Source organism: Kosakonia sp. MH5 (assembly GCF_009935945.1).
Lineage (GTDB): Bacteria > Pseudomonadota > Gammaproteobacteria > Enterobacterales > Enterobacteriaceae > Kosakonia > Kosakonia radicincitans.
The window spans coordinates 1-22,305 of sequence record NZ_QODH01000008.1 but is presented as its reverse complement, the minus strand read 5'-3'; the positions used below and the strand labels follow the sequence as shown (position 1 = coordinate 22,305).

22 protein-coding genes and 1 riboswitch are annotated in these 22,305 nt (G+C 55.7%); of the genes, 9 read left to right on the top strand and 13 right to left on the bottom strand.

The genetic code is table 11. From position 1 onward, the window contains the following. Positions 1–14: 14 nt before the first annotated feature. The 4 genes from DK872_RS19520 to DK872_RS19505 form a co-directional block, all read right to left on the bottom strand. On the bottom strand, positions 15–776 hold the full coding sequence (locus DK872_RS19520; protein ID WP_072438885.1) for an alpha/beta fold hydrolase: 762 nt from the start codon (positions 774–776) through the stop codon (positions 15–17). A gap of 66 nt (positions 777–842) precedes the next feature. After that, on the bottom strand, positions 843–1,016 hold the full coding sequence (locus DK872_RS19515; RefSeq protein ID WP_007372097.1) for a GhoT/OrtT family toxin: 174 nt from the start codon (positions 1,014–1,016) through the stop codon (positions 843–845). Positions 1,017–1,104: 88 nt separating this feature from the next. Continuing rightward, complete coding sequence (locus tag DK872_RS19510; protein WP_161518728.1) at positions 1,105–1,278, bottom strand: GhoT/OrtT family toxin; 174 nt, start codon at positions 1,276–1,278, stop codon at positions 1,105–1,107. A gap of 160 nt (positions 1,279–1,438) precedes the next feature. After that, a complete protein-coding gene (locus tag DK872_RS19505) occupies positions 1,439–1,708 on the bottom strand; it encodes a hypothetical protein (protein ID WP_227136866.1) in 270 nt (89 codons plus the stop codon). A 257-nt stretch (positions 1,709–1,965) separates the two neighbouring features. On the opposite strand from DK872_RS19505, the gene DK872_RS19500 reads away from it, so the two are divergent. After that, complete coding sequence (locus tag DK872_RS19500) at positions 1,966–2,403, top strand: hypothetical protein (protein WP_035885656.1); 438 nt, start codon at positions 1,966–1,968, stop codon at positions 2,401–2,403. A 56-nt stretch (positions 2,404–2,459) separates the two neighbouring features. On the opposite strand, the gene DK872_RS27360 is transcribed toward DK872_RS19500, so the two are convergent. The 8 genes from DK872_RS27360 to DK872_RS19465 form a co-directional block, all read right to left on the bottom strand. Next, positions 2,460–2,681: a hypothetical protein gene (locus tag DK872_RS27360; RefSeq protein ID WP_035885654.1), complete on the bottom strand. Its 222-nt coding sequence runs from the start codon at positions 2,679–2,681 to the stop codon at positions 2,460–2,462. Between the two features lie 271 nt (positions 2,682–2,952). After that, positions 2,953–4,377, bottom strand: a complete 1,425-nt coding sequence (gene patD, locus DK872_RS19495; protein ID WP_161518727.1) for an aminobutyraldehyde dehydrogenase — start codon at positions 4,375–4,377, stop codon at positions 2,953–2,955. A gap of 24 nt (positions 4,378–4,401) precedes the next feature. Beyond that, positions 4,402–5,208: an ABC transporter permease gene (locus tag DK872_RS19490; protein WP_071920831.1), complete on the bottom strand. Its 807-nt coding sequence runs from the start codon at positions 5,206–5,208 to the stop codon at positions 4,402–4,404. Beyond that, the gene (locus DK872_RS19485; RefSeq protein WP_007372089.1) at positions 5,198–6,133 is read right to left on the bottom strand and encodes an ABC transporter permease; all 936 of its coding nucleotides are present in this window, start codon (positions 6,131–6,133) and stop codon (positions 5,198–5,200) included. The genes DK872_RS19490 and DK872_RS19485 overlap by 11 nt, the downstream gene beginning before the upstream one ends. Before the next feature lies 1 nt (position 6,134). Continuing rightward, entirely contained in the window at positions 6,135–7,148 is a 1,014-nt protein-coding gene (locus DK872_RS19480; protein ID WP_072438886.1) for an ABC transporter ATP-binding protein, read from the bottom strand. A gap of 17 nt (positions 7,149–7,165) precedes the next feature. After that, positions 7,166–8,308 (bottom strand): putative ABC transporter substrate-binding protein YdcS, encoded by a 1,143-nt coding sequence (gene ydcS / locus DK872_RS19475; RefSeq protein WP_144135568.1) that lies wholly within the window; start codon positions 8,306–8,308, stop codon positions 7,166–7,168. A 346-nt stretch (positions 8,309–8,654) separates the two neighbouring features. Next, positions 8,655–10,061, bottom strand: coding sequence for a PLP-dependent aminotransferase family protein (locus DK872_RS19470; RefSeq protein WP_144135570.1), 1,407 nt, complete (start codon positions 10,059–10,061; stop codon positions 8,655–8,657). Positions 10,062–10,215: 154 nt separating this feature from the next. Then, complete coding sequence (locus DK872_RS19465) at positions 10,216–11,136, bottom strand: Mbeg1-like protein (RefSeq protein WP_161518726.1); 921 nt, start codon at positions 11,134–11,136, stop codon at positions 10,216–10,218. A gap of 285 nt (positions 11,137–11,421) precedes the next feature. Here DK872_RS19465 and DK872_RS19460 point away from each other — a divergent pair, with 285 nt between their 5' ends. From DK872_RS19460 to DK872_RS19450, 3 genes are read left to right on the top strand one after another with little or no spacing between them, the layout of a single operon-like run. Continuing rightward, on the top strand, positions 11,422–12,759 hold the full coding sequence (locus DK872_RS19460) for a cytochrome ubiquinol oxidase subunit I (RefSeq protein WP_079517888.1): 1,338 nt from the start codon (positions 11,422–11,424) through the stop codon (positions 12,757–12,759). Next, positions 12,759–13,769, top strand: coding sequence for a cytochrome d ubiquinol oxidase subunit II (cydB, locus tag DK872_RS19455; protein WP_161518725.1), 1,011 nt, complete (start codon positions 12,759–12,761; stop codon positions 13,767–13,769). Before DK872_RS19460 ends, cydB begins: the two co-directional genes overlap by 1 nt. After that, a complete protein-coding gene (locus tag DK872_RS19450) occupies positions 13,769–13,897 on the top strand; it encodes a DUF2474 domain-containing protein (protein ID WP_007372080.1) in 129 nt (42 codons plus the stop codon). The genes cydB and DK872_RS19450 overlap by 1 nt, the downstream gene beginning before the upstream one ends. A 155-nt stretch (positions 13,898–14,052) precedes the next feature. On the opposite strand, the gene DK872_RS19445 is transcribed toward DK872_RS19450, so the two are convergent. Next, complete coding sequence (locus tag DK872_RS19445) at positions 14,053–14,796, bottom strand: helix-turn-helix domain-containing protein (protein WP_161518724.1); 744 nt, start codon at positions 14,794–14,796, stop codon at positions 14,053–14,055. 180 nt (positions 14,797–14,976) lie between these two features. Between DK872_RS19445 and DK872_RS19440 the strand changes: the two genes are divergently transcribed. The 5 genes from DK872_RS19440 to DK872_RS19420 all read left to right on the top strand — a co-directional run. Next, positions 14,977–17,109: a TonB-dependent siderophore receptor gene (locus DK872_RS19440; RefSeq protein WP_079517886.1), complete on the top strand. Its 2,133-nt coding sequence runs from the start codon at positions 14,977–14,979 to the stop codon at positions 17,107–17,109. Continuing rightward, the gene (locus tag DK872_RS19435; protein WP_236946392.1) at positions 17,103–17,969 is read left to right on the top strand and encodes an iron-siderophore ABC transporter substrate-binding protein; all 867 of its coding nucleotides are present in this window, start codon (positions 17,103–17,105) and stop codon (positions 17,967–17,969) included. Before DK872_RS19440 ends, DK872_RS19435 begins: the two co-directional genes overlap by 7 nt. Beyond that, positions 17,962–19,935: a Fe(3+)-hydroxamate ABC transporter permease FhuB gene (gene fhuB, locus DK872_RS19430; protein ID WP_090396811.1), complete on the top strand. Its 1,974-nt coding sequence runs from the start codon at positions 17,962–17,964 to the stop codon at positions 19,933–19,935. Before DK872_RS19435 ends, fhuB begins: the two co-directional genes overlap by 8 nt. 29 nt (positions 19,936–19,964) lie before the next feature. After that, positions 19,965–21,578, top strand: a complete 1,614-nt coding sequence (locus DK872_RS19425; protein ID WP_161518723.1) for a cyclic peptide export ABC transporter — start codon at positions 19,965–19,967, stop codon at positions 21,576–21,578. Positions 21,579–21,791: 213 nt separating this feature from the next. Continuing rightward, positions 21,792–21,860: riboswitch (Fluoride riboswitch) on the top strand. Between the two features lie 77 nt (positions 21,861–21,937). After that, the coding region (locus DK872_RS19420; RefSeq protein ID WP_202626110.1) for a DHH family phosphoesterase at positions 21,938–22,305 on the top strand (368 nt) is incomplete at its 3' end.

Genomic DNA, 22,305 nt, shown 5'->3' with positions numbered 1-22,305 from the left:
GCGCGCCGGGTTTTTTATTCGTGTTCAGTAATAAAGCGATTTAGCGTCTGCGCCAGCGCGGCGGGCTGCTCCCACGACATCGAATGCCCCGCATCGGCAATCACCTGTACCGGGATCCCCTGTTTCCGTACCGCCTCTTCGTCTTTATCCGGCAGTGAAAGCGCGCCAAAGATCAGCGTTTTTGGCCGCGGGAAATCGACAAACAGCGTCATCCATGTTGGCTCAATACCGTCGACCAGGCTTTTCGCCCCGCGCCAGACCGCCCACGGCGCATTACTTTGCAGGCATCCGGCCCACGCGGTTTTCTCCTGCGCCAGCATTGCCGCGTAACCGCTGGTGACAAACCCCGCTTCATCCTGGCTGGCAATCTCACGGCTGAACATACCGCCGCCGGGATAGAAATTGGGTTCCGATACCGCCAGCCCGTTCACGCGCGCGGCCATCTGCGCTGCCACCTCAATGGCAATGCTGCCGCCCATGCTGTGGCCGTAGAGCCAGAAAGCCTGCAAATCAAGCTTATTCAGCAACTCCACCACCACTTTCGCCTGATCGCTGGTGCGATAGGAGAAACTCGCTGGACGTTCGCTGTAACCGCTGCCGGGTAAATCGATAAGGATGGCGCGCCTGCCGCCAAATGCGGGATCGGCGACCACGCGCGGGTATTCAAACGATGATGCGCAGCCCAGCCCGTGGATAAACACCAGCGGATCGCCGTGCCCCGGCAGATCGTGCCAACGCACCTGCCCCTGAGCATAACGTGAATAGAATGTGTTCATGAGGTTTCCCTTTCATTGGGTTACTGTGATTATATACAGTAATGCGATAAAAAGGAGAGATCGCGATCAAAAGAGTGAAAACAGTAACGCGACCGGAAAGCTGATGGGCCAGGTCGCACCGATGAGTATCGCGCTGAGGAGCCGGACTTTGCGGTTGTCGCGGGCCAGAAAGTACGTTGCCACGCCGGACAGTACCGCCATCACAGCGTAGAAGATCAGCATTTTTGTGTAGAGTTCCAACGTATGCCTCCTGTCCTTAGGTAAACATTCAGCTAACATGTTGCCCTAATTTTCAATAAGGTATCGCTTTATCTGTCACGCTTTAAGATCAGAAAATCGAGAACAACAACGCCACGGGAAAACTCATGGGCCAGGTGGAGCCGACCAGAAAGGCGCTCAGCACGCGAATACGTTTACGGTCATGTGAAAGGAACCAGGTAATCAGTGCGCAAATCAGCGCCATCACTGCGTAGAAAACCAACATTTTTTGATATAACGACATAACAAACATTAACCAGTAAGTAACAAAACGTGCGCAATATGCTCTAATTATTGATATTTATCAAGTTTAATTACGTTTGTAACAATCCTGGCTATCAGTAATTTTGATTTAACTTACTGAAGAATGTAAAAAAGCCGGGATTTTACCCGGCCTGTCACTTTTACGGCTGCTGGCGCTCGCGCCAGGCTTTCACCTGCTCTTTACTGACATCATCAGGATAACAAAGTGGCGAATAGCCTCCCTGTTTGCTCCAGGCGCTGCGCCTGCCGCACGCACTGCCGTTGCGCGCCTGATTGTACGGGCAGGCGCAGGGGCCGGGATATTGCGCAATGGATTCCGCAATGATCGCTTTTTTAACCTGCGCATCGGACAGCGCCTGCGTTCTGGCAACCCCTTCTGTTGCGCCCAGTAATGAGATCGCAACAACCATCCCCCACATCATCGAACGAATTCGCATTTTTGTTATCCTGGAAAAGGTAGGAATATGCAGATTATTATTCTCACCACCTGTGAATATTGATTAAACACAAATTACGCTGACCCTTTTCTTTTTTATAGTGAGATTTAACTTAAGTCTGAATTTAAGGCCGGCAGCATTAACGTAAGCATCGGGAAATTTGTCGGCGCACAATCTTCTCTGATATTGTTTCTCTGCAAGGAATACTTCGGATCAAACAAGGTAAGGTTATGCAGAAATATGACGACCTGTGGCAAGCCATAGAAGTTCGGGTGCGTGAAAACAATGACATAACGCACATCGATATGACCACTGACACACCGCGCGGACAGGCAGCTCGCCAGCGCATCGCGCAGATTTTTATCCTTGAATACCTGCTTGCGCGCCACCGCGAGAAGTACGCCAGCAGTTTTGTTCCGTTGGCAGGCGAAGAAGCGCTTTATCATTTGATTTTTAAACGCACTGGCTGGAAACCCTTTGAAGTAAAACAGTTATCCTTTATTGATACGCTGTTTGTACTGGCAGAATTATTCCGTGATGAAAACTTGCCAGCGGAAGTTCGCGCTGTTATTCGTTCTCAGGGTGTAAAAGAAGAGTCCTACCCGACCTATGATTTTTCAGAGAAAGATTGGGCACCGCGCGAGAATGAAGCGTTTTTAAAACGATAAGCAGACAAATTAATTAAATAATTAAATAAAAAAGGGCTCACTCCGGAGCCCTTTTTTTAATTTAATGATACTGAGGCGATTTCACTGCTGGAAAGATTTTCCACGCGCGCAAAATAAAACTCTTCGCCTTCGCAGTAGTAGGTTTCGATGGGCAACAACCCGCTTTGTGCCCCACCGCTACCGCTGCCAGTAGCCCATGAGACGGCGGTTTCGCTATCATCGACCGTCAAAAGCTCAGACGCGCCCCCGGGTACGAGCACGACCACGATTTTACTCATTATGGGTTTTCCCCTGCCTGTTTTTTATAAAAAAGCCAGTCATTATCTTCTGTCGCAATGACTGTCTATTGTCGAACCGATGACACTCATATGACGGGCAGAGGAAATGCTGGTGCGCGGTATTATTTGATTGAGATATTTCGCCACTCCGCTGATGGCTGAATATTATTAAATCAGTTTTTTATGAATAACAACACAGATAATTTACCTATGAGATTTGCCTCATGATTCATAAGGTTTTTTAAAAGCCTTCCATGGCTTTATTTAGCGATTAATGTTTGATCATTACGTGACGAACAACCGTGTAATCTTCCAGCCCATACAGCGACATATCTTTGCCATAACCAGAGAGTTTCTGCCCGCCGTGCGGCATTTCGCTGACCAGCATAAAGTGGGTGTTCACCCAGGTGCAGCCATATTGCAGACGCGCACTTAAGCGATGCGCCCGCCCGACATCACGCGTCCAGACTGATGATGCCAGACCGTACTGTGAGTCATTCGCCCAGCCCAGCACCTGCTCTTCATCATCAAACACCGTTACGCTGACCACCGGGCCAAACACTTCACGCTGCACAATGGCATCTTCCTGTTTCGCCCCGGCCAGCAAGGTTGGCTGATAGTAATAGCCTGCGCCCTCGCCCTTTTTCCCGCCGGTGACCACGCTGATGTGGCTCAGCGCTTTTGCCTCTTCAACCGCTTTACTGACACGCGCCAGATGAGCGGCAGAACTCAGCGGCCCCAGTTCGGTACTTTCCTCTTCCGGCGCTCCCATTTTCAGGCTGGCGACGGCGGCACCCAGTTTTTCTACCAGCGCATCGTAGATCCCTTTTTGCGCGTAAATCCGGCATGCCGCGGTGCAATCTTGCCCGGCGTTATAAAAACCAAAGGTGCGCACACCTTCTACCACAGCGTCGAGATCGGCATCATCAAACACAATCACCGGCGCTTTGCCGCCCAGTTCCATGTGGGTACGCTTAATTGACGATGCGGTATGACCAATAATGTGTTCGCCGGTGGCGATCGAACCGGTGAGCGACACCATACGCACTTTTTCGTGGCCGGTTAACGGATCGCCAACCGTCTGACCACGGCCAAACAGCACATTCAGCACGCCAGCCGGGAAGATATCTTTCGCCAGTTCGGCCAGTTTCAGCGCCGTCAGCGGGGTAATTTCCGACGGTTTGATCACCACGCAGTTACCCGCCGCCAGCGCCGGGCCCAGTTTCCATGCCGCCATCATCAACGGGTAGTTCCACGGTGCAATGGAAGCCACCACGCCCAGCGGATCGCGGCGGATCATCGACGTATGCCCTTCCAGATACTCCCCGGCCGCCAGCCCGTTCAGGCAGCGCGCCGCTCCGGCGAAGAAACGGAATACATCTACCACCGCCGGAATTTCATCATTCAGCACGCAGTGGTAGGGTTTGCCGCAGTTGAGGGATTCCAGCTGCGCGAAGGTTTCGGCGTTGTCTTCAATCACCTGCGCCAGTTGCAGCAGGCATTCGGCCCGCGCTTTCGGCGTGGTTTGCCCCCAACTGGCAAAAGCCCGATCGGCGGCCTGCACCGCCGCATCGACCTGCGCGGCGGAAGCTTCGGCGATCTCCAGCAACACCTCGCCGGTGGCCGGATTGTAAATAGCCTGTTTCTCGCCTTCGCCGTTAACCAGTTCTCCATTGATAAACAAGTGATGTTGCATAGTTCTGTCCTTCAGCTTGGTGTGTTATTTGCCGGTTCCGGCAACGGTGTCGGTATCACGTGTCAGCCACCAGGCACCGAGAATAGGTAGCATCGTCACCAGCATCACCAGCAGCGCCACCACATTGGTCACCGGCACATCGCGCGGGCGCCCTAACTGGTTCAGCAGCCACAACGGCAGAGTGCGCTCATGGCCTGCGGTAAAGGTGGTGACGATGATTTCGTCAAACGACAGCGCAAACGCCAGCATCCCCCCGGCCAGTAGCGCCGAACCGAGATTCGGCAGCACCACATAGCGAAAGGTCTGCCAGCTGTTGGCGCCCAGATCCATTGAAGCTTCCACCAGGCTCCACGAGGTGCGCCGGAAACGGGCGATGACGTTGTTAAACACCACTACCACGCAGAACGTCGCGTGCCCGACGACAATGGTGAAAAAACCCGGCTCCAGATTGACCGCTTTGAAGGCGGTCAGCAGAGCCAGCCCGGTAATGATCCCTGGCAACGCGATCGGCAACAGCAGCAACAGCGAGATTGCACTCTTGCCAAAAAACTCGCTACGCCATAAGGCCATTGCAGCAAGTGTGCCAAGAATCAAAGCGATAGCCGTTGCCAGCGCCGCTATCCGGAGTGACAGTGTCACTGCATCAAGAATATCCCCGCGTGCTGCCGCAACGCTGAACCAGCGCAGCGTAAAGCCCTGCGGAGGAAAACTGAACGCCGCATCCTCGGTATTAAAAGCATAGATGGCAATGATCAATAGCGGGAAATGGAGAAAGATAACGCCGCCCCAGGCAGCGACTTTGAGAAAAAACGGTGCGCGGTCAGAGTGCATCGAATGCTCCCAGACGTTTCACGAACGCCAGATAAAGGGCAATCAACACGATGGGCACCAGCGTAAAGGCGGCAGCCATCGGCATATTGCCAATCGCGCCCTGCTGCGCATAGACCATGTTGCCAATGAAGTAACCCGGCGGCCCCACCAGTTGCGGCACGATAAAATCGCCCAGCGTCAGCGAGAAAGTGAAAATCGACCCGGCCGCCACACCCGGAATTGCCAGCGGCAACACCACATAGCGGAAGGTCTGGCGCGGATGTGCGCCCAAATCGGCGGATGCCTGCAACAGCGAGGGCGGCAGCCGTTCCAGCGCCGCCTGAATCGGTAAAATCATAAACGGCAGCCAGATATAGACGAACACCAGGAAGCGCCCCAGCCCTGACGTGGAGAGCGTATTGCCGCCGACGGCGGGCAGCGTCAGAAAGGCGGTTAACAGCGGCTCCAGTCCCAGATGGCTTAAAAACCACTGTGCCACGCCATCTTTTGCCAGCAACAGCGTCCACGCATAGGCTTTGACGATATAACTGGCCCACATCGGCAACATCACGGCGATATAGAAAAACGCCTTCCATTTACCCCGCGCATAACGCGCCATATACCACGCCATCGGGAATGCGAGGATGGCGCTCGCCACGGTGACGGTAATCGCCATCATCAGCGTGCGCACGATGATGTCGTAATTCGCCGGGTTGAACAGCGCTTGCAGGTTGGCGAGCGTTAAATCCGGCGTCACCGACATGGTGAAGTCATCGAAGGTGTAAAAGCCCTGCCACAGCAGTGTTAGCAGCGAACCCAAATAGACAATGCCGAACCACATCAGCGGCCCCAGTAACAAGAGCAGCAGCCCAAGCAGCGGTTTGCGCCATAACACCCCGCTCAGGCTGGCACGCCGCCGGGCGGTTAACGGAATACTCATGGCCATTTCACCCCGCTCCCTGCAACGGCACCATCGCGTCCCGCGACCATGAAATCTGCACCTGTTGCCCCGGCGTCAGTGTCTCGGTCAGCAACACGCCGGAGAGATTCGCCTGGCTGACCATCACTTTCTCCCCCTGCGCCAGCAGCAGTTCAAAACGCGTCGCCGCTCCCTGATACTGCACCGCCTGCACCACGGCGTTGACTTCAATTTCCCCTGGCGCATTCAGGCGAATATGTTCAGGGCGCAACGAAAAAGTGCCCTGCATACCGCACAGCTTGCTGGCAAGATCCTGACTGAAGACGTTTGACGTACCGACAAACCCGGCGACAAACGGCGTGCGCGGGCGCAGGTAAAGTTCGCGCGGGGTATCGATCTGTTCGATGCGGCCATTATTAAACACCGCCACCCGGTCGGACATTGACAGCGCTTCGCCCTGATCGTGAGTAACGAAAATAAAGGTGATGCCGAGCTCCTGTTGCAGCTTTTTCAGTTCCAGTTGCATCTGTTCACGCAGTTTCAGATCGAGCGCGCCGAGCGGCTCATCCAGCAGCAAGACGCGCGGCTCGTTGACCAGCGCACGGGCGATCGCCACCCGTTGCCGCTGCCCGCCGGAGAGCTGCGAAGGTCTGCGCGTATGGACAAAGCCGAGCGCCACTTTTTCCAGCGCCTCACGGGCGCGGGCGTGGCGCTGCTTTTTGTCCACGCCTTTCACCATCAGCCCGTAGGCCACATTGTCGAGAATCGACATATGCGGAAACAGCGCGTAGTCCTGGAACACGGTGTTGACGTCCCGCTCCCACGGTGGCAGTTCGCTGGCTTCGCGGCCAAAGATGCGGATTGCGCCGCCGCTCAATTGCTCAAACCCGGCAATCAGCCGCAGACAGGTGGTTTTGCCGGAGCCGGATGGCCCCAGCATGGAAAAGAACTCCCCGTCGTTGATGGCGATAGTGACGCCGTCAACCGCCCGGACGTCGCCGTATAACCGCGAGACATCCAGAAATTCAACTGCATAGGTCATACTCAGCTCCTGGCAGGTTAACGGCCACCCATAATGGCGATGTAATCCTGTGTCCAGCGGCTGTACGGCACATATTTGCCACCCTCAGCAACCGGGGTTTTCCAGAAAGCGATTTTGTCAAAGAAACGGTAACCGTTAGTTTCGCAGCCTTGCTCACCCAGCAGCGTGCTGGCTTTGCACCCTTCCGGCACCACCGGCAGCGAGCCAAACCAGGCGGCCACGTCGCCCTGAACTTTTGGCGTCAGCGACCAGTTCATCCACTTGTAGGCACAGTTCGGGTGTTTCGCATCGGCATGCAGCATCGAGGTATCCGCCCAGCCAGTGACGCCCTCTTTCGGGAATACGGTGGCGATCGGCTGGTTTTCACCTTTCAGGGCATTCGCCTGATACGGCCAGGCGCTGGAGGCAACAACGCCTTCGTTTTTGAAGTCGCTCATCTGTACCGTGGTGTCATGCCAGTAGCGGTGGATCAGTAAGTGCTGATCGCGCAGGGTTTTCAGTACCGCCTGATATTGCGCTTCCGTGAGCTGGTACGGATCGTCAATGCCCAGTTGCGGCTGCGTGGCTTTCAGGAACAGCGCCGCATCGGCGATGTAGATCGGGCCGTCATAAGCCTGTACGCGCCCTTTATTGGTTTTGCCATCCGGCAGGTTTTGTTGCACAAACACCACTGACCAGCTATCCGGCGGCGTCGGGAAGGTTTTGGTGTTATACATCAGCAGGTTCGGCCCCCACTGATACGGTGTGCCATACACTTTGCCGCCGACGTTAAACCACGCGCCGTTAATCAGTTTCGGGTCGAGGGTTTTCCAGTTCGGGATAAGCGCAGTATTAATCGGCTGCACGCGTTTCCCCATAATCAGGCGCAGCGAGGCATCGCCTGAAGCGGTGACCAGATCGTAGCCGCCTTTCGCCATCAGGCTGACCATTTCATCGGAGGTGGCGGCGGTTTTGACGTTCACCGCGCAACCAGTGTCCTTTTCAAAAGCGGTAACCCAGTCATATTGCTTGTCGGTCTGGCCGCGTTCGATATACCCCGGCCAGGCAATAATATCCAGACGACCTTCCCCTTTTCCCACTTCGGTGGGTTCGGCGGCATGCGCGACCATCATCGTCATGCTCAGCGCACACAGACTGCTGCGGGCAAATTTCTTGCTCATTGTTTACTCCTGTCGCAATGAAAAAAGTGCGGCAGCCTTGCCGTAAATATATCTCCCTTAATAAAAATAGACGGCACGCGGACGGCCAGAATGTCGCCCGGCGTAAATTTCGCCAGGATGTGACACATAACGCATTACGTTTCGAATGAAAATAATAGCCGACCGTCTTTTTGAGTATAGACAATGAGTTAGCTGGTACGAGGTTAATCTGTGTTGCTATTCACATTTCCTATGAATACACAAAACAAAAGCACAGAAAATAATGACGGTGACCTGCAAGTTTTCATCGTCACTATTTTTAAAATGAGAACAAGATATTCAGAAAATAAGAATGGGCTGAGCGAGTTTATTTCATCATCTGCCGAATCAATTCCCCTAAGCGAATTGCCGCACGTTCCTCTTTATCACCCCACGCCCAGGCGCAATTAAAGCGGAAAAAGGATTGCCAGCGGTCAGATGTCGAGAACATTTTCCCCGGCGCAATGCTGATATGGTGCGCCAGCGCAAGCTGGCTGAGCGCTCCGGCATCCAGCCCGGCGGGTAGCTCCAGCCAGAGAAAATAGCCGCTCTCATTACGGTAAATTTTTACCTCCGGCGGAAGATGGCGCAGCAGCGCCTGCCAGGCCAGATGTTTGCGCTCCGCCAGCACGCGCCGCAGGCGGCGCAGGTGCGCGTCGTAGTGATGGGTGGAGAGATAATCGACCAGCGCCAGTTGCAGCGGCGAACTGGTGGAGAGCGTACTCATTAACTGCAGTTGCTGAATGCGCCGCGCGTGGCGACCGGCCGCCACCCAGCCAACGCGGAAACCGGCCACCAGGCATTTAGAAAACGACGAGCAGTGCAGCGTCATATCCTGTTTATCCCACGCTTTTGCCGGTAACGGCTGCTCGCGCCCGTAATAGAGTTCGCTGTAGACATCGTCTTCGATAAGCGTGACGTTATGTTCCGCCAGCAGCGCCACCAGACGCGCTTTTTTCTCCGCACTCAGCGTAAAACCGAGCGGATTCTGGCTGTTGGTCATCAGCCAGCAGGCTTTTACCGGGTAATCGGCCAATGCCTGCGCCAGCGCACCAAGATCGATCCCCTCTTTCACATCCGTCGGCACCGACAGCGCTTTCAGCTTCAGCCGTTCCAGCGCCTGCAACGCACCATAGAAGCACGGGCTTTCAATGATCACCCAGTCGCCCGGTTCGGTGACCGCCTGCAAACTGAGGTTCAGTGCCTCCAGCGCTCCGGCGGTAATGACAATTTCGTCCGGGGAGATGTTCATCCCCTGACGGGCGTAGCGACGGGCAATAGCATGGCGCAACTGGTTGTTGCCCGGCGGCAGGTTTTCAATCACGCTCATGGCGGTGGCGCTTTTACTGACCTTCGCCAGCGAACGGTTAAGCTGCGGCATCGGAAACAGTTTTGGATCGGGAAACGCTGAGCCAAACGGCAGCACCGAGGCATCGCAGCTGGCCTGCAATACATCGAAAATATAGGTATTAATATCCACCGCTTCATCGCGAGTGACCTGCGCCGCCGCCACGCGCGGCACACCGGATGCCGGCGCGACAAAGTAGCCGGATTGCGGCCGGGCAATCACCCGCCCCTGGCTTTCCAGCAACTGATAAGCATGGCCCACCGTCATAAAACTCAGCCCGCTGCTGGTGACCTGCTCGCGCAGCGACGGCAGTTTTTCCCCCGGACGCCAGACGCCAAGATCAATTTGTTCGCTGATTTGCTGCGCCAGGCGCTGGTATTTTTTCATGCATATTCACCGGGTTGAGGATGGTGAATATGATGGCATACTCCTTACTCACAGGCTATATCAGCACATCATAAAAAGCCTTTTTGAGGCGACTGTTATTAATAATGTTTTGCAGGTTTATATATGACAAATCCCGCTAAACGGAGTTTGTATTTTAATGATGTTCAATCGTGGTACATGCTGCGAACCTGGACGCCCGGAGTATGTCTAAAGGCTCAGTGATGGCTGGGTTTCGCCCTCTGTCTGAAAGGCCATAATCCGCAACAAATAGCATCTGTCTCGCAATATTCCATCTGAAGTGCCCATACAGGCTATTGGACCTTATTAGATAAAAGTTAGACGACATTTGATTTTCCGGACCAATTATTGCCCCCCATCCCGGAATAAAGAAAAATGCAGGACTGCGCGTTTTGCGCAGGATCTCGGTATCCGTAGCCGCTAACCAAATCCTGGTATCCATATTGCTGTCTGCATAGGTTCTTGGACTGGGGTTTAGCGCCCAGACCTCATCAATTTTGCTTTTCATTTGCGCATCTTTTGCGACATGTACTGCTAATCCGCCACCTAATGAAATACCCGTAACAACCACTTTTTCCTGCCCCGTCGAGTAGGTAGATAAAATTCTTTCAGCGTAACTGACAGCTTCTTTATATTGTTTTTTATAGGGGAAAGGATTTAAGTTGGTTTTTATCCAGTCGCAAGCGTCATCAGAACCTCGATATGCGATCACAATTTCATTCCGTCCGCCGGGTTTGATCGGTTTGACTGCGAAGGTGGTGGCTGAAAAACACGTTCCATCTATATTGGTTTCTTCAAGTACTGACATCCTGCTCGGAAGCGCGAAATAGTGTTCTTGACCTTCCCCATTATTTTTTTGCAACGTCAGCGCGGCAGCCACACCGTACAGATATCCATGCATTGCAACTCTAATGGTAGTTTCGTCGAATGGTCCACTATTTGGAATTAAATATCGCTCATTACAAAAGACCTTTCCTTTTTCCCCATAGGGCGCACTATTTTTTCCTGTACAACTAACTAAAGCAAAAGCGCATAACAACAGGACACTCTTGTTCATAAAAGCCCCTTTTTGCTGTGTGTTGACGGGTTACCCACGTTTTCATAATAGTTACGGTATGTCCGCTTTATGGGAATTTTTATCCAAGGGGATTTTTTCATTGGAATGATGATAAAGACCATCCTGTTATTCAGGCTTATTTTGCCTGGTTCCCGCTGGGACGTTTTGCGGATGAGACATAACAAAATCGAACTGTTATGTAAAAATTGACGGCTTCTGTTTCTGCAACCCAAATGTGACACGGCATAGAATTGCGCTGGATCAGTTTCCTATGCGGAGTTGTCCATGTTTGGTTTAGACGCGTTTCACCTGGCGAGAATACAGTTCGCCTTCACCGTTTCGTTTCATATTATTTTTCCGGCGATCACTATCGGGCTGGCCAGTTTTCTGGCGGTACTGGAAGGCTTATGGCTGAAAACCCGTAACCCGGACTGGCGCACGCTGTACCACTTCTGGTCGAAGATTTTCGCCGTTAACTTCGGTATGGGCGTGGTTTCCGGGCTGGTGATGGCCTACCAGTTTGGCACCAACTGGAGCGGCTTTTCCCAGTTCGCTGGCAGCATTACTGGGCCATTACTGACCTATGAAGTGCTGACTGCGTTCTTTCTGGAAGCCGGTTTTCTCGGCGTGATGCTGTTTGGTTGGAATCGTGTCGGGTCAGGGCTGCACTATTTTGCCACCTGCATGGTGGCGCTGGGCACGCTGATGTCCACTTTCTGGATCCTCGCCTCCAATAGCTGGATGCACACGCCGCAGGGTTACGTTATCGAGCAGGGCCAGGTGGTGCCGGTGGACTGGCTGAAAGTGATCTTCAACCCGTCATTCCCTTATCGCCTGATGCATATGACCATTGCCGCGTTCCTCAGCAGCGCGCTGTTTGTCGGCGCGTCTGCTGCCTGGCATTTACTGCGCGGTAACGATACGCCCGCGATGCGCAAAATGTTCTCGATGGCGATGTGGATGGCGCTGATTGTCGCGCCGATCCAGGCAATGGTGGGCGATATGCACGGGCTGAACACGCTGGAGCATCAACCGGCGAAAATTGCCGCCATTGAAGGCCACTGGGAGAACCCGCCGGGCGAAGCCACCCCGCTGCTGCTGTTCGGCCTGCCGGATATGCAACAGGAACGCACCCGTTACGCGGTTGAGATCCCGGCGCTTGGCAGCCTGATCCTCACCCACAGCCTGGATAAACAGGTTCCGGCGCTGAAAGAGTTTCCCAAAGACGAGCGCCCCTATTCGCCACTGGTGTTCTGGTCATTTCGCGTGATGGTCGGCCTCGGCGTGCTGATGATCGCACTGGGCATCGGCGCACTGTGGCTGCGCTACAAACAGCGGTTGTACCAGTCGCGACCGTTCCTGCATTTTGCCCTGTGGATGGGGCCTGCCGGGCTGATCGCTATTCTCGCCGGTTGGGTCACCACCGAAGTTGGCCGCCAACCGTGGGTCGTCACAGGGTTGTTGCGTACGGCCGATGCGGTTTCGGCTCACGGTGTAATGCAGATGAGTCTCAGCCTGCTGACATTCTTCGTGGTCTATAGCGCCGTTTTCGGTGTCGGCTACAGCTATATGGTGCGGTTGATCTGCAAAGGCCCGCAAGCCTGGCATGAGGAGGCAAAATAATGGGTATCGATCTTTCGTTGATCTGGTTTGTGATTATTGTTTTTGCCACCCTGATGTACATCGTGATGGACGGTTTTGATCTGGGGATTGGCATTCTGTTTCCTCTGAGCCGCGATGCTTACGATCGCGATGTGATGGTGAACAGCGTTGCGCCGGTCTGGGACGGCAACGAGACCTGGCTGGTGCTCGGCGGCGCGGGGTTGTTCGGCGCATTTCCGCTGGCCTATGCGGTGATTGTTGATGCGCTGACCATTCCGCTGACGCTCATGCTGCTGGGGCTGATTTTTCGCGGCGTGGCGTTCGAGTTTCGTTTCAAAGCCACACCCGCACATCGTCCGTTCTGGGATAAAGCGTTTATGGCAGGTTCCGTGCTGGCGACCTTTACTCAGGGCGTGGTGGTTGGCGCGGTGCTGAATGGTTTTTCGGTCAGCGAACGGCGTTTTAACGGCGGCGCGCTGGACTGGCTGACACCCTTCACCCTGTTCTGCGGCGTCGGGCTGGTGATTGCCTATGCGTTGCTGGGCGCAAGCTGGCTGGTGATGAAAAGCGGCGCGCCGTTGCAGGATAAAATGCGCGCAGCGGCGAAGAAATTGCTGCTGGTTTTACTGGTGGTTATCGCGGTCATCAGCCTGTGGACACCGCTGGCGCACCCGGCGATTGCTTCTCGCTGGTTCAGCCTGCCAAACCTGTTGTTCTTCGCGCCGGTGCCGTTGCTGGTTATTGCGCTCAGCGCCTGGCTGTGGCGCAGCCTCGGCAATCCGCAGCATCATGCCTTGCCGTTTGTGCAGACGCTGGGCCTGATTTTCCTCGGCTTTAGCGGGCTGGGCATCAGCATTTGGCCGCACATCATTCCGCCGGATATCACCTTCTGGCAGGCCGCGGCACCGCCGCAAAGCCAGGGCTTTATGCTGGTCGGCGCGCTGCTGATTATTCCGATTATCCTGGTATATACCGCGTGGAGCTATTACGTGTTTCGCGGCAAAGTACAACCTGGCGAGGGCTATCACTGATGAAACACTCGTTTTTCAACCGCCTGATGTGGCTGGTACTGATTTGGGGCGGCAGCGTGCTGGCGCTGGCCGCCGTGAGTATGGTGTTCCGCCTGCTGATGTCGGCGGCCGGGTTTAAATCCCACTGATGTGCGCAGAGTTTGCTGTGGTAAACAGCAAACTCTTTTTACGTACAGGCGACAGAAATAAAGCGGTCAGGAGCGAGGAGCAAACGTGAGTTAGCCGGATTGCAAGGGACTGCAAAAGTTACAGACGCGGGTTTCCGGACATAGCGAGCTGATGCTTAGCGTACCGCCTGCAGATAACGCTGCGGTGATACGCCCAGTTTTTTACGAAACATGGCAATAAACGCGCTGGGGCTGGCATATCCCAGATCGCTCGCAAGCTGCGTCACCGCGCTGCCGCGAGCCAGATTACATACGGCTTCCATCAGCCGCAGCTGCTGCTTCCATTCGGAGAAACTCAGGCGCGTTTCTTCCCGGAACAGTCGCGCCAGCGTACGCTCGCTGGCCCCGACCTTCTTCCCCCACCAGGCCAGCGTTTCTCCGTGATCGAGCTCGCGGCAGAGGATATCGCACACTTGCCGCAACCGGCGGTCAGCTGGCAGCGTGATATGACAGAGTTCCAGCGGCGCTAAACGGCGGAATTCATCGGTCAATAGCCCATAAATTAGCCCGGTGCGTTCAGCGGAGAGCGATGCCTCCAGCCCGGCATCCAGCAGCGCATCAAGTAACTGCGTCACGCGGCCTCCCCGGCACTGGCCTGGCTGGCGTTGCGAAAAAGCGGGATTAAAATAGATATTTTGCGTGACCACATTATCAATGGCCTGCAGCCCGTGCGGAGTCCCGCCAGATATCCAGATTGCTCTTCCCGGTGACAGCAGCCAGATATGCTGCGGCGTAATAATTTTCGCCACACCGCGCCGAGCCCAGATAAGCTGCGCCTGGGGATGCTGGTGGACGGGCTCTTCACCGCCCTTGTCGTACTGCAACTGGCGAATACCATCAATGCCGTGCTGAAATGTCATCTGCCATGCCCTTTGTCCGATTCAAACCATTTTTCATCCTGATTGCTGATTAGGCAGACAAGCTTTGTCTGCCTGGCAACACTCTTGCCTTTAGTTGCGCCATTCTGCCATGCTTCCGCTTCTCTTTTGAAGTTGAATAATTATCATTTCCATTCAATTCTAATAACAAGCGGAAGTGCTATGAAACACACAGGTCATTTATTTAGGGATAACTCATTGAAAGTGATGGTGTTAAGCATCATTGCAGGATACAGCGGGCATGCTTTTACTGCAGACCTCGGGAAGAGTAACACAAAAGAAGAGACGCTGGTGGTCAGTGCCGCCGCCTCTCAGGGCGAAGAGGATGAGAGTACGCTGGTGGCACATAATGCCGCAGCAGCCACCAAATCCAGTCAGCCCATCAGCCGTACTTCGCAAAGTATTTCCGTCGTGACTCAGGCTGAGATTGCTACGCACGCCGCCAGAAATATTCCGCAAGCGCTGCGCTATGTCTCTGGCGTTACTTCGGAAAACTCGGGTGCTGATACACGCTTTGACACGATCATCGTGCGCGGTTTCGAAGCGGATGAATATCTCGACGGCCTGCGCCTGCCCAGAGAAGCCTGGTGGAGCCGTCCCGCCTGGGATCCGTTCCTGCTGTCACGCATTGAGGTGGTAAAAGGTCCCTCGTCCGTGCTGTACGGTCAGGCGAATCCCGGCGGCATCGTTAACATGGTGAGCAAAACGCCGCAGGCCACGCCAGCGGGCCAGATTTACGTCAGCAGCGGCAATCACAATCAGTTTGGCACGGGTTTCGACACAACCGGCGCACTCAATGATTCTCAAACATTGCTCGGCCGCGTCGCCGGAACTTTCTTCGACACCGAAACCCAGGTGGCGCATACCCGCTATCAACACTATGACATCGCGCCTTCCTTCACCTGGCAGCCGGATGCGCAAACCTCGCTGACGCTCCTGTCTCAGTTGCGTAAAGATCCGGACAGCGGCTTCTACAACCAGATGCCCACCTCCGGCACGTTGACGCACAATCCGTTCGGTAAAATCTCCACGGGCACCTACATTGGTCAACCCGGCTACGATAAGTATCAACGCGAGCAGGGTAGCGTGGGCTACCAGTTCCGCCACGATTTCAACGATATTGTCACCTTCCGGCAGAATGTGCGTTATCTCAGCAGTACCGGTCGCTATCGGATGGTTTATCCCCTGGGCATTCGCGCGGATGCGCCGCTGGTCGATCGCGCCACAATGAACATCAAAGAGACGATGTCTAACTTCGCGATGGATAACCAGGCGGAGTTTCATCTGCAGACCGGGCCGGTGCAGCACACCCTGCTGGCCGGTATCGATCGGATACATACCTCAGTGCGCAGCCGCTCGGGGTACGGTGACGCCGGCTCCATCAACTATCTGGATCCGGACTACAACACAGCGGTAGACGACACGCCTTATACCAGCAGTACGCACAATACTCTCGACCAGACCGGTTTATATCTGCAGGATCAGATGGAGCTGAATAACTGGATCCTGAGTCTTGCTGGCCGCTATGACGATGCCAAAACCAAAAATATCGATCTGCTAAGCGACAGCCGTACGGAGCGCAATGACTATGTCACTACCGGACGCGCCGGTCTGCTCTACCACTTTGATAATGGGCTTGCCCCCTATATCAGCTACTCCACCTCATTCGTTCCCAGCAGCAGCAATGATTACAACGGTCATCCGTTTAAACCGACCCGCGGGAAACAGAGTGAGATCGGCCTGAAATACGATCCTGTGGGACTGGATGCGCTGTTCACCGTTGCCCTCTACAATCTGCGCGAAACCAACATGGCCACCACCGACACGGACCATCCGGGCTTTAGCATCCAGACCGGAGAGGTACGTTCCCAGGGGCTTGAGTTGGATGGTCGCATCAATATTACTCCGGCCTGGACGGTTCTGGGCTCCTGGAACCTGATTAGCCAGACGGTCCGCAGCGCTAATGACGGAACTCAGGGCAAACACCCGGTGGGGGTATCCCGCAATACGGCGAAACTGTGGAGCCAGTACGCCTTTAACGGGGCGCTTGATGGCTTCTCGGTTGGCGGAGGAGTGCGCTATATGGGCACCAGTTATGCGAATACCAGCAACACCCTGAAAGTCCCGGCGGCTACTGTCTACGACGCCCGGGTCGCCTATCAGTGGCGCCAGTGGCAGTTGGCGCTCAACGCGGACAATATCGGCAACAAAACCTATATCGCTTCATGCAATAACCTCGGCTGCGAATACGCGCTTAAACGTCAGTACGTCGCGACGGTGAGCTACGCATGGTAACGATGTTATCCCGGCGAAAGCTGCTGCTGGCCTCGTTGCTCACCCCGCTCATGAGTTGGGCGGGGAGATCCTCAACACCGCCGAGGCTGGCGGTGCTGGACTGGGGATTGACGGAGATGCTGCTGGCTCTGGGCATCACGCCGACGGCGGTTGCCGCACCGGCGTGGTACCGCAAGCTGATCCCGGCGCCCCCATTGCCGGAGGACGTCGTGGATCTTGGGCTGCTCTTTCAGCCAAACCTGGAGACGCTGTGGGCGCTCAGACCGGATATGATCGTCATAACGCCGCAGCACGCATTGCTGAAACCCACGCTGGAAAAGATTGCCCCCACGCTCACGCTCCCGACGCATACCCTGGCGGGATTTATCACCGCTACCCGGGAGCTTGGCGCAAAACTTGATCGCCAACAGCAGGCCTCCGCCCTGATTGCGCAGTTGCAGCAAACGCTCAATCGCATCGCGCGGCAGGGGCGCGAGGTGAAGCTGCCGGTCTTTCTCGGCAGTGCAGTTGACACACTGCATTTGCGGCTCTGCACCGCCGACAGCCTGCCCGGCAACGTGCTGAGCGCCTGCGGGTTGCGCAATGCCTGGCGCGGCAGTCCGGGGGCAGAAGGAAGCGTACTGGTCGAGCTGACCCGCATAGCCGATACGCCTGCCAAACTACTGCTGTTTGTGCCAGAAGAGCAGCGCGACGCGATGCAACGTTGGCGTCAGAGTCCTCTGTGGCAGCAGTTGCCTCTGACGCGTCCGCAAAACCTGAATCTGCTGAACACGCAGTTCAGTGATACTGGCGCACTGATCACGGCCGGGCGCTTCGCGACGCTCCTGAATGACAGAATAGAGGCGTGGCGTAATGAGTAATACTCGCCGTGGCTGGGCGCTGATTTTGTTGCTGTGGCTCACTGCCGCGCTGATGGCCCTGTCAGAACTCCACCGCCAGGGCGGATTCAGTGCGCTCTTCGGGACAACGTCCCCCTCTTCATCGGCCATTATTTTGCGCAGCATGTGGTTCCCCCGGCAGGGAATGGCGCTGCTTACAGGCGCTACACTGGGCGTTTGTGGCTGGCTGATGCAGCGCGCCTTGCGTAACCCGCTGGCGGAACCCATCACCCTCGGTATGACAGCGGGTGCCACACTGGCAATGGGGCTCGCTTCGCTGTGGTTTCCGGCACTGCTCGCCAGTGCCCGCCCTGCCCTGGCGATAACCGGCGAGTTTGCGGCGCTGCTGGCCGTCATACTGCTGAGCTGGCGGCAGCGTCTGTCTCCTCTGGTGATGGTACAGGCAGGGATGATGATTAACCTGTGGTGCGGAGCGCTCACCCTGCTTATCGCCATCATCAACGATCGCTTTCTGCTGCAGGTATTAATGTGGGGCGGTGGCTCGCTGGCGGTTGAGAGTAGCCAGCCGCTGCGCGATCTTTTGCTCCCCCTGACCGCCGCTTTTGCCGTTCTGCTTCTGATGCTCAGACCGCTAACGCTACTGCAACTGCCGGAAACGATGGTCAATAGCCTTGGCGCCTCAGCGCTGCGCATACGGAGTATGGCGGTTCTGCTGGCGCTGGTCATGAGCGCCTTCACCATCAATGCTGTTGGCGTGATCGGCTTTCTCGGCCTGGCAGCGCCCCATCTGGCCCGCTTCGGCGGCGCGCGAACGCCGCGACATATGCTACTCCATACAGCACTTATGGGGGCCGGGTTGCTGTGGTTTACCGATCAGTGTGTCGCGCGGGTCTCGCTGGCGAATGGCCAGCTACTGCCCGTCGGTATGCTCACGGCGGTGACCGGCGGCCCGCTGCTGATGTTGCTGGCGCGCTTCTCCAGATCGGGAACGTCTCCAGTAACTGCGCCGGAACCCGCGGCTCCAGTAACCGCCGGTGCCGCATTGTTCTGGGTGTCCGGCACCCTTTTCCTGCTGGCGGTGGTGGTGTCGCTCTATACGGGCCACGGCCTGCGGCAGTGGAGTTGGGCCAGCCCGGACGAACTCGCCCATCTGCTGCCGCTGCGGGTGCCGAGACTGCTGGCGGCGCTCAGCGCTGGTGCACTGTTAGCTGGCGCTGGCGTACTGATGCAGCGGGTCAGCGGTAATCCGTTGGCCAGCCCGGAGGTACTGGGTATTGGAGGCGGTGCCGCCATGGGCGTCATGGCATGGGTTGTGCTTTTCCCCGCCAGCAGCGGCGGGCTGCTGCTGAGCAGCCTGAGTGGGGCAACGCTCAGTCTGCTGCTGACGCTGTGGAATAGCCGTCGCGGAGCGTTTAACCCGCAGCGAGTCTTGTTCAATGGGCTGGCGCTGAATGCCTTGTGTCAGGCCACCGTCAGCCTGGTGATGCTCAATAATCTCACGGCAAGCGCCATGTTGCTGCCGCTCATGACCGGCAGCACCTACTACATCAGCGCGCCGCTGGCAGAGATCCTCTTTGCCTCAACGCTGCTATTACTGGCCGTGGTTCCGCTATTTCGCCGCTGGCTGCTGCTGTTGCCAATGGGCAGTATTGCCGGTTCGCTCGGTGTCTCTTTGCCGCTGGCGCGGGTTGCTGTATTGAGCCTGGCCGCCGTAATGACCGGACTGGCGACATTACTGGTGGGACCGGTATCGTTCATTGGCCTGTTGGGCCCACATCTGGCGCGCAGGCTCGGTGCCAAAACGCCGCTCTCGCAGCTGTATGCCGCAGCCCTGCTGGCCGCCACCATCATGACGTTTGCTGACTGGATTGGGCGCAATGGCCTCTATCCACGTCAGTTGCCTGTAGGGCTGGTCGCCTCGCTGATTGGTGTCCCGTTGCTGATATGGCCACTGCTGCGGGGCAAAGTATCCCGGCAGGCTGAATAAAGAATGTGCATAAAGTGAAAGGAATACAGATGTCGGTATTGATAATGGTCTTCAGGATGGTTCGAGGCTGGCTTATCCTCGCCACGATCGCTGGGCTGATCAGCGGTTTTTGTAATGCTACGCTGCTGGCAATGATTAACCACAGCCTTAACCAGCCTCTGTCCGCCGCCTGGTTCAGCCCCGGTGTCGACTTCGCCCTGCTGACCCTGCTGATGCTGGCCAGCCGGGTTATCTCTCAAACGACATTTATGTCGCTGGGCCAAAAGGTGAAAGCCCGACTGCGTAAACAACTGGTCCGGAACATCAGTGAAACCAGTTGGCTGCAGCTGGAAAAAGCCGGAATGGCGAAAGCGTTATCGGCATTGACGCAGGATCTCGATACGCTGGTAGTCTTTTTTGTTAGCCTGCCTAACCTTTGTATCTATGGTGCAGTGATCGCTGGCTGCCTCATCTACCTTGGCAGCCTGTCGCCGAGCGTTCTGTTGCTGGCTATCGTTGCCATCCTGCTGGGAAGTTTCGGCTATCGTGCGGCTCAGGGCCCGGCAATGGGGCTGTTGCGCACGTCGCGTCAACGGGAAGATACGCTGATTCAGCAGTGTAAAAAATTGTTCGATGGCGCACGGGAGTTCAGGCTCAATATCATGCGCCGCCAGCAGTTTGTTGGCGGTGAGTTGTCCCATACCATTGAAGCCGTTCGCCGGGAGCGCACCCGGGGGTACGCACTGTACGGTCTGGCCAGCAGTTGGGGCAGTATTCTGTTTTTTGCCTTTATCGGAGTGGTACTCTTCGGGCTGCGCGACATGCTGGCACTGGATACCCGAACGTTGACTGGCTATATCATGGTCTTCCTGTATATGGTGGTTCCGGTGGAAGGCATCCTCTCTGCTCTGCCTGCCATCGCAGGTGCCCGGATCGCAATGCAGCGGGTCCAGCAACTTACCACCGGATTAAGCCCGGAAATTTCCCCGAAAACGTACGCGGCAGAACCATTTACCTCTCTGGCACTGGAGAATATTCACTACCAGTATCAGGGTGAAGACAGGGAACGTTTTTCCCTCGGCCCGTTGAGCCTGACCTTTACGCCCGGGGAGCGTGTCTTTATCGTTGGCGGCAACGGTAGCGGTAAAACCACGCTGGCAAACTTGCTGGTGGGGATCTTCCCCGCTGACAGCGGCCAGCTATGGCTGAATGGCAACCCTGTCGTGGCAGACGATCTCCAGCACTGGCGTCAGCACTTTTCAGTGATTTTCAGCGATTTCTTTCTCTTTGATGATGTTGTGTTCGTCACCGATCGGACGCAGTCACAGGTTGAGCATCTTCTTAACCTGCTCAAACTTAAGCATAAAGTCAGCTTTAACAACGGGCGCTTCTCTACCGTCGCACTCTCTCAGGGGCAGCGTAAAAGACTGGCCCTGTTGCAGAGCTGGCTGGAGAACCGCCCGATCTATCTGTTCGATGAATGGGCTGCCGACCAGGATCCGGAGTTTAAGGCCGTTTTCTATCTCGAGTTGCTGCCAATGCTGAAAGCGGAGGGGAAAACCGTGATCGCCATTACTCATGACGATCGCTATTTCCATCTGGCGGATCGGCTCATTAAGCTGGAGTCGGGTAAGATTGTCGAACACTCGCCTCTGGTAGCGTGAGAAGGCCGCTCAGCTTTTGCAGAGCAATGTCACGGCCACCAGTCATCAAACAGCCGGGGCGGCAGCCTGACATTACATGGCGCCGCGCCCGACAATTGCAGGGATGCACTGAAATCAGCCCAGCGTGACATTTGAGCCGTCTGTTGAACCCGTGGCAATTAAGTATTAACCAGCCGAAATGGTGGCTGACAGCTTTGTTCTTCTGACCTATACTGCCTGCAAGGTGATGGCGTTCCACCTTTCCCAACCGCCCCGTCCGGGGCTGATGACGCCTGATATGACTCTTGATTTTCAGGAGGTATGTCAGGCCGTCGATAAATCCTTCCGGCCTGTGTACTTCCCTTAACGGGGATACATCTTTGATTAATGTTTTTGGTCATCTTAACCCTGACAGCGACGCTGTCTGCACCGCAGCCGTGACGGCGGGCTGGCTCAACCGGTGTAATCGTCCTGCCCGTGCCTGGCGGCCCGGTGAAGCGAATCCTGAGACACGCTATATTTTTGAAGCTGCCGGGCTCTCCCTGCCGCCCCTGCTTGATATTCCACTGAAAGGTGAACCGGTATGGCTGGTCGATTTTACCGAACCGGCACAGGGGCCTGCTGATCTTCTCCAGAGCAATATCATCGGGATTATCGACCATCACCGGCTTGGCGGTCTGGTCACGCAACTGCCGCCGGAGGTCTGGATAAAACCGGCAGGCAGCAGCGCAACAGTACTCTGGCTGCT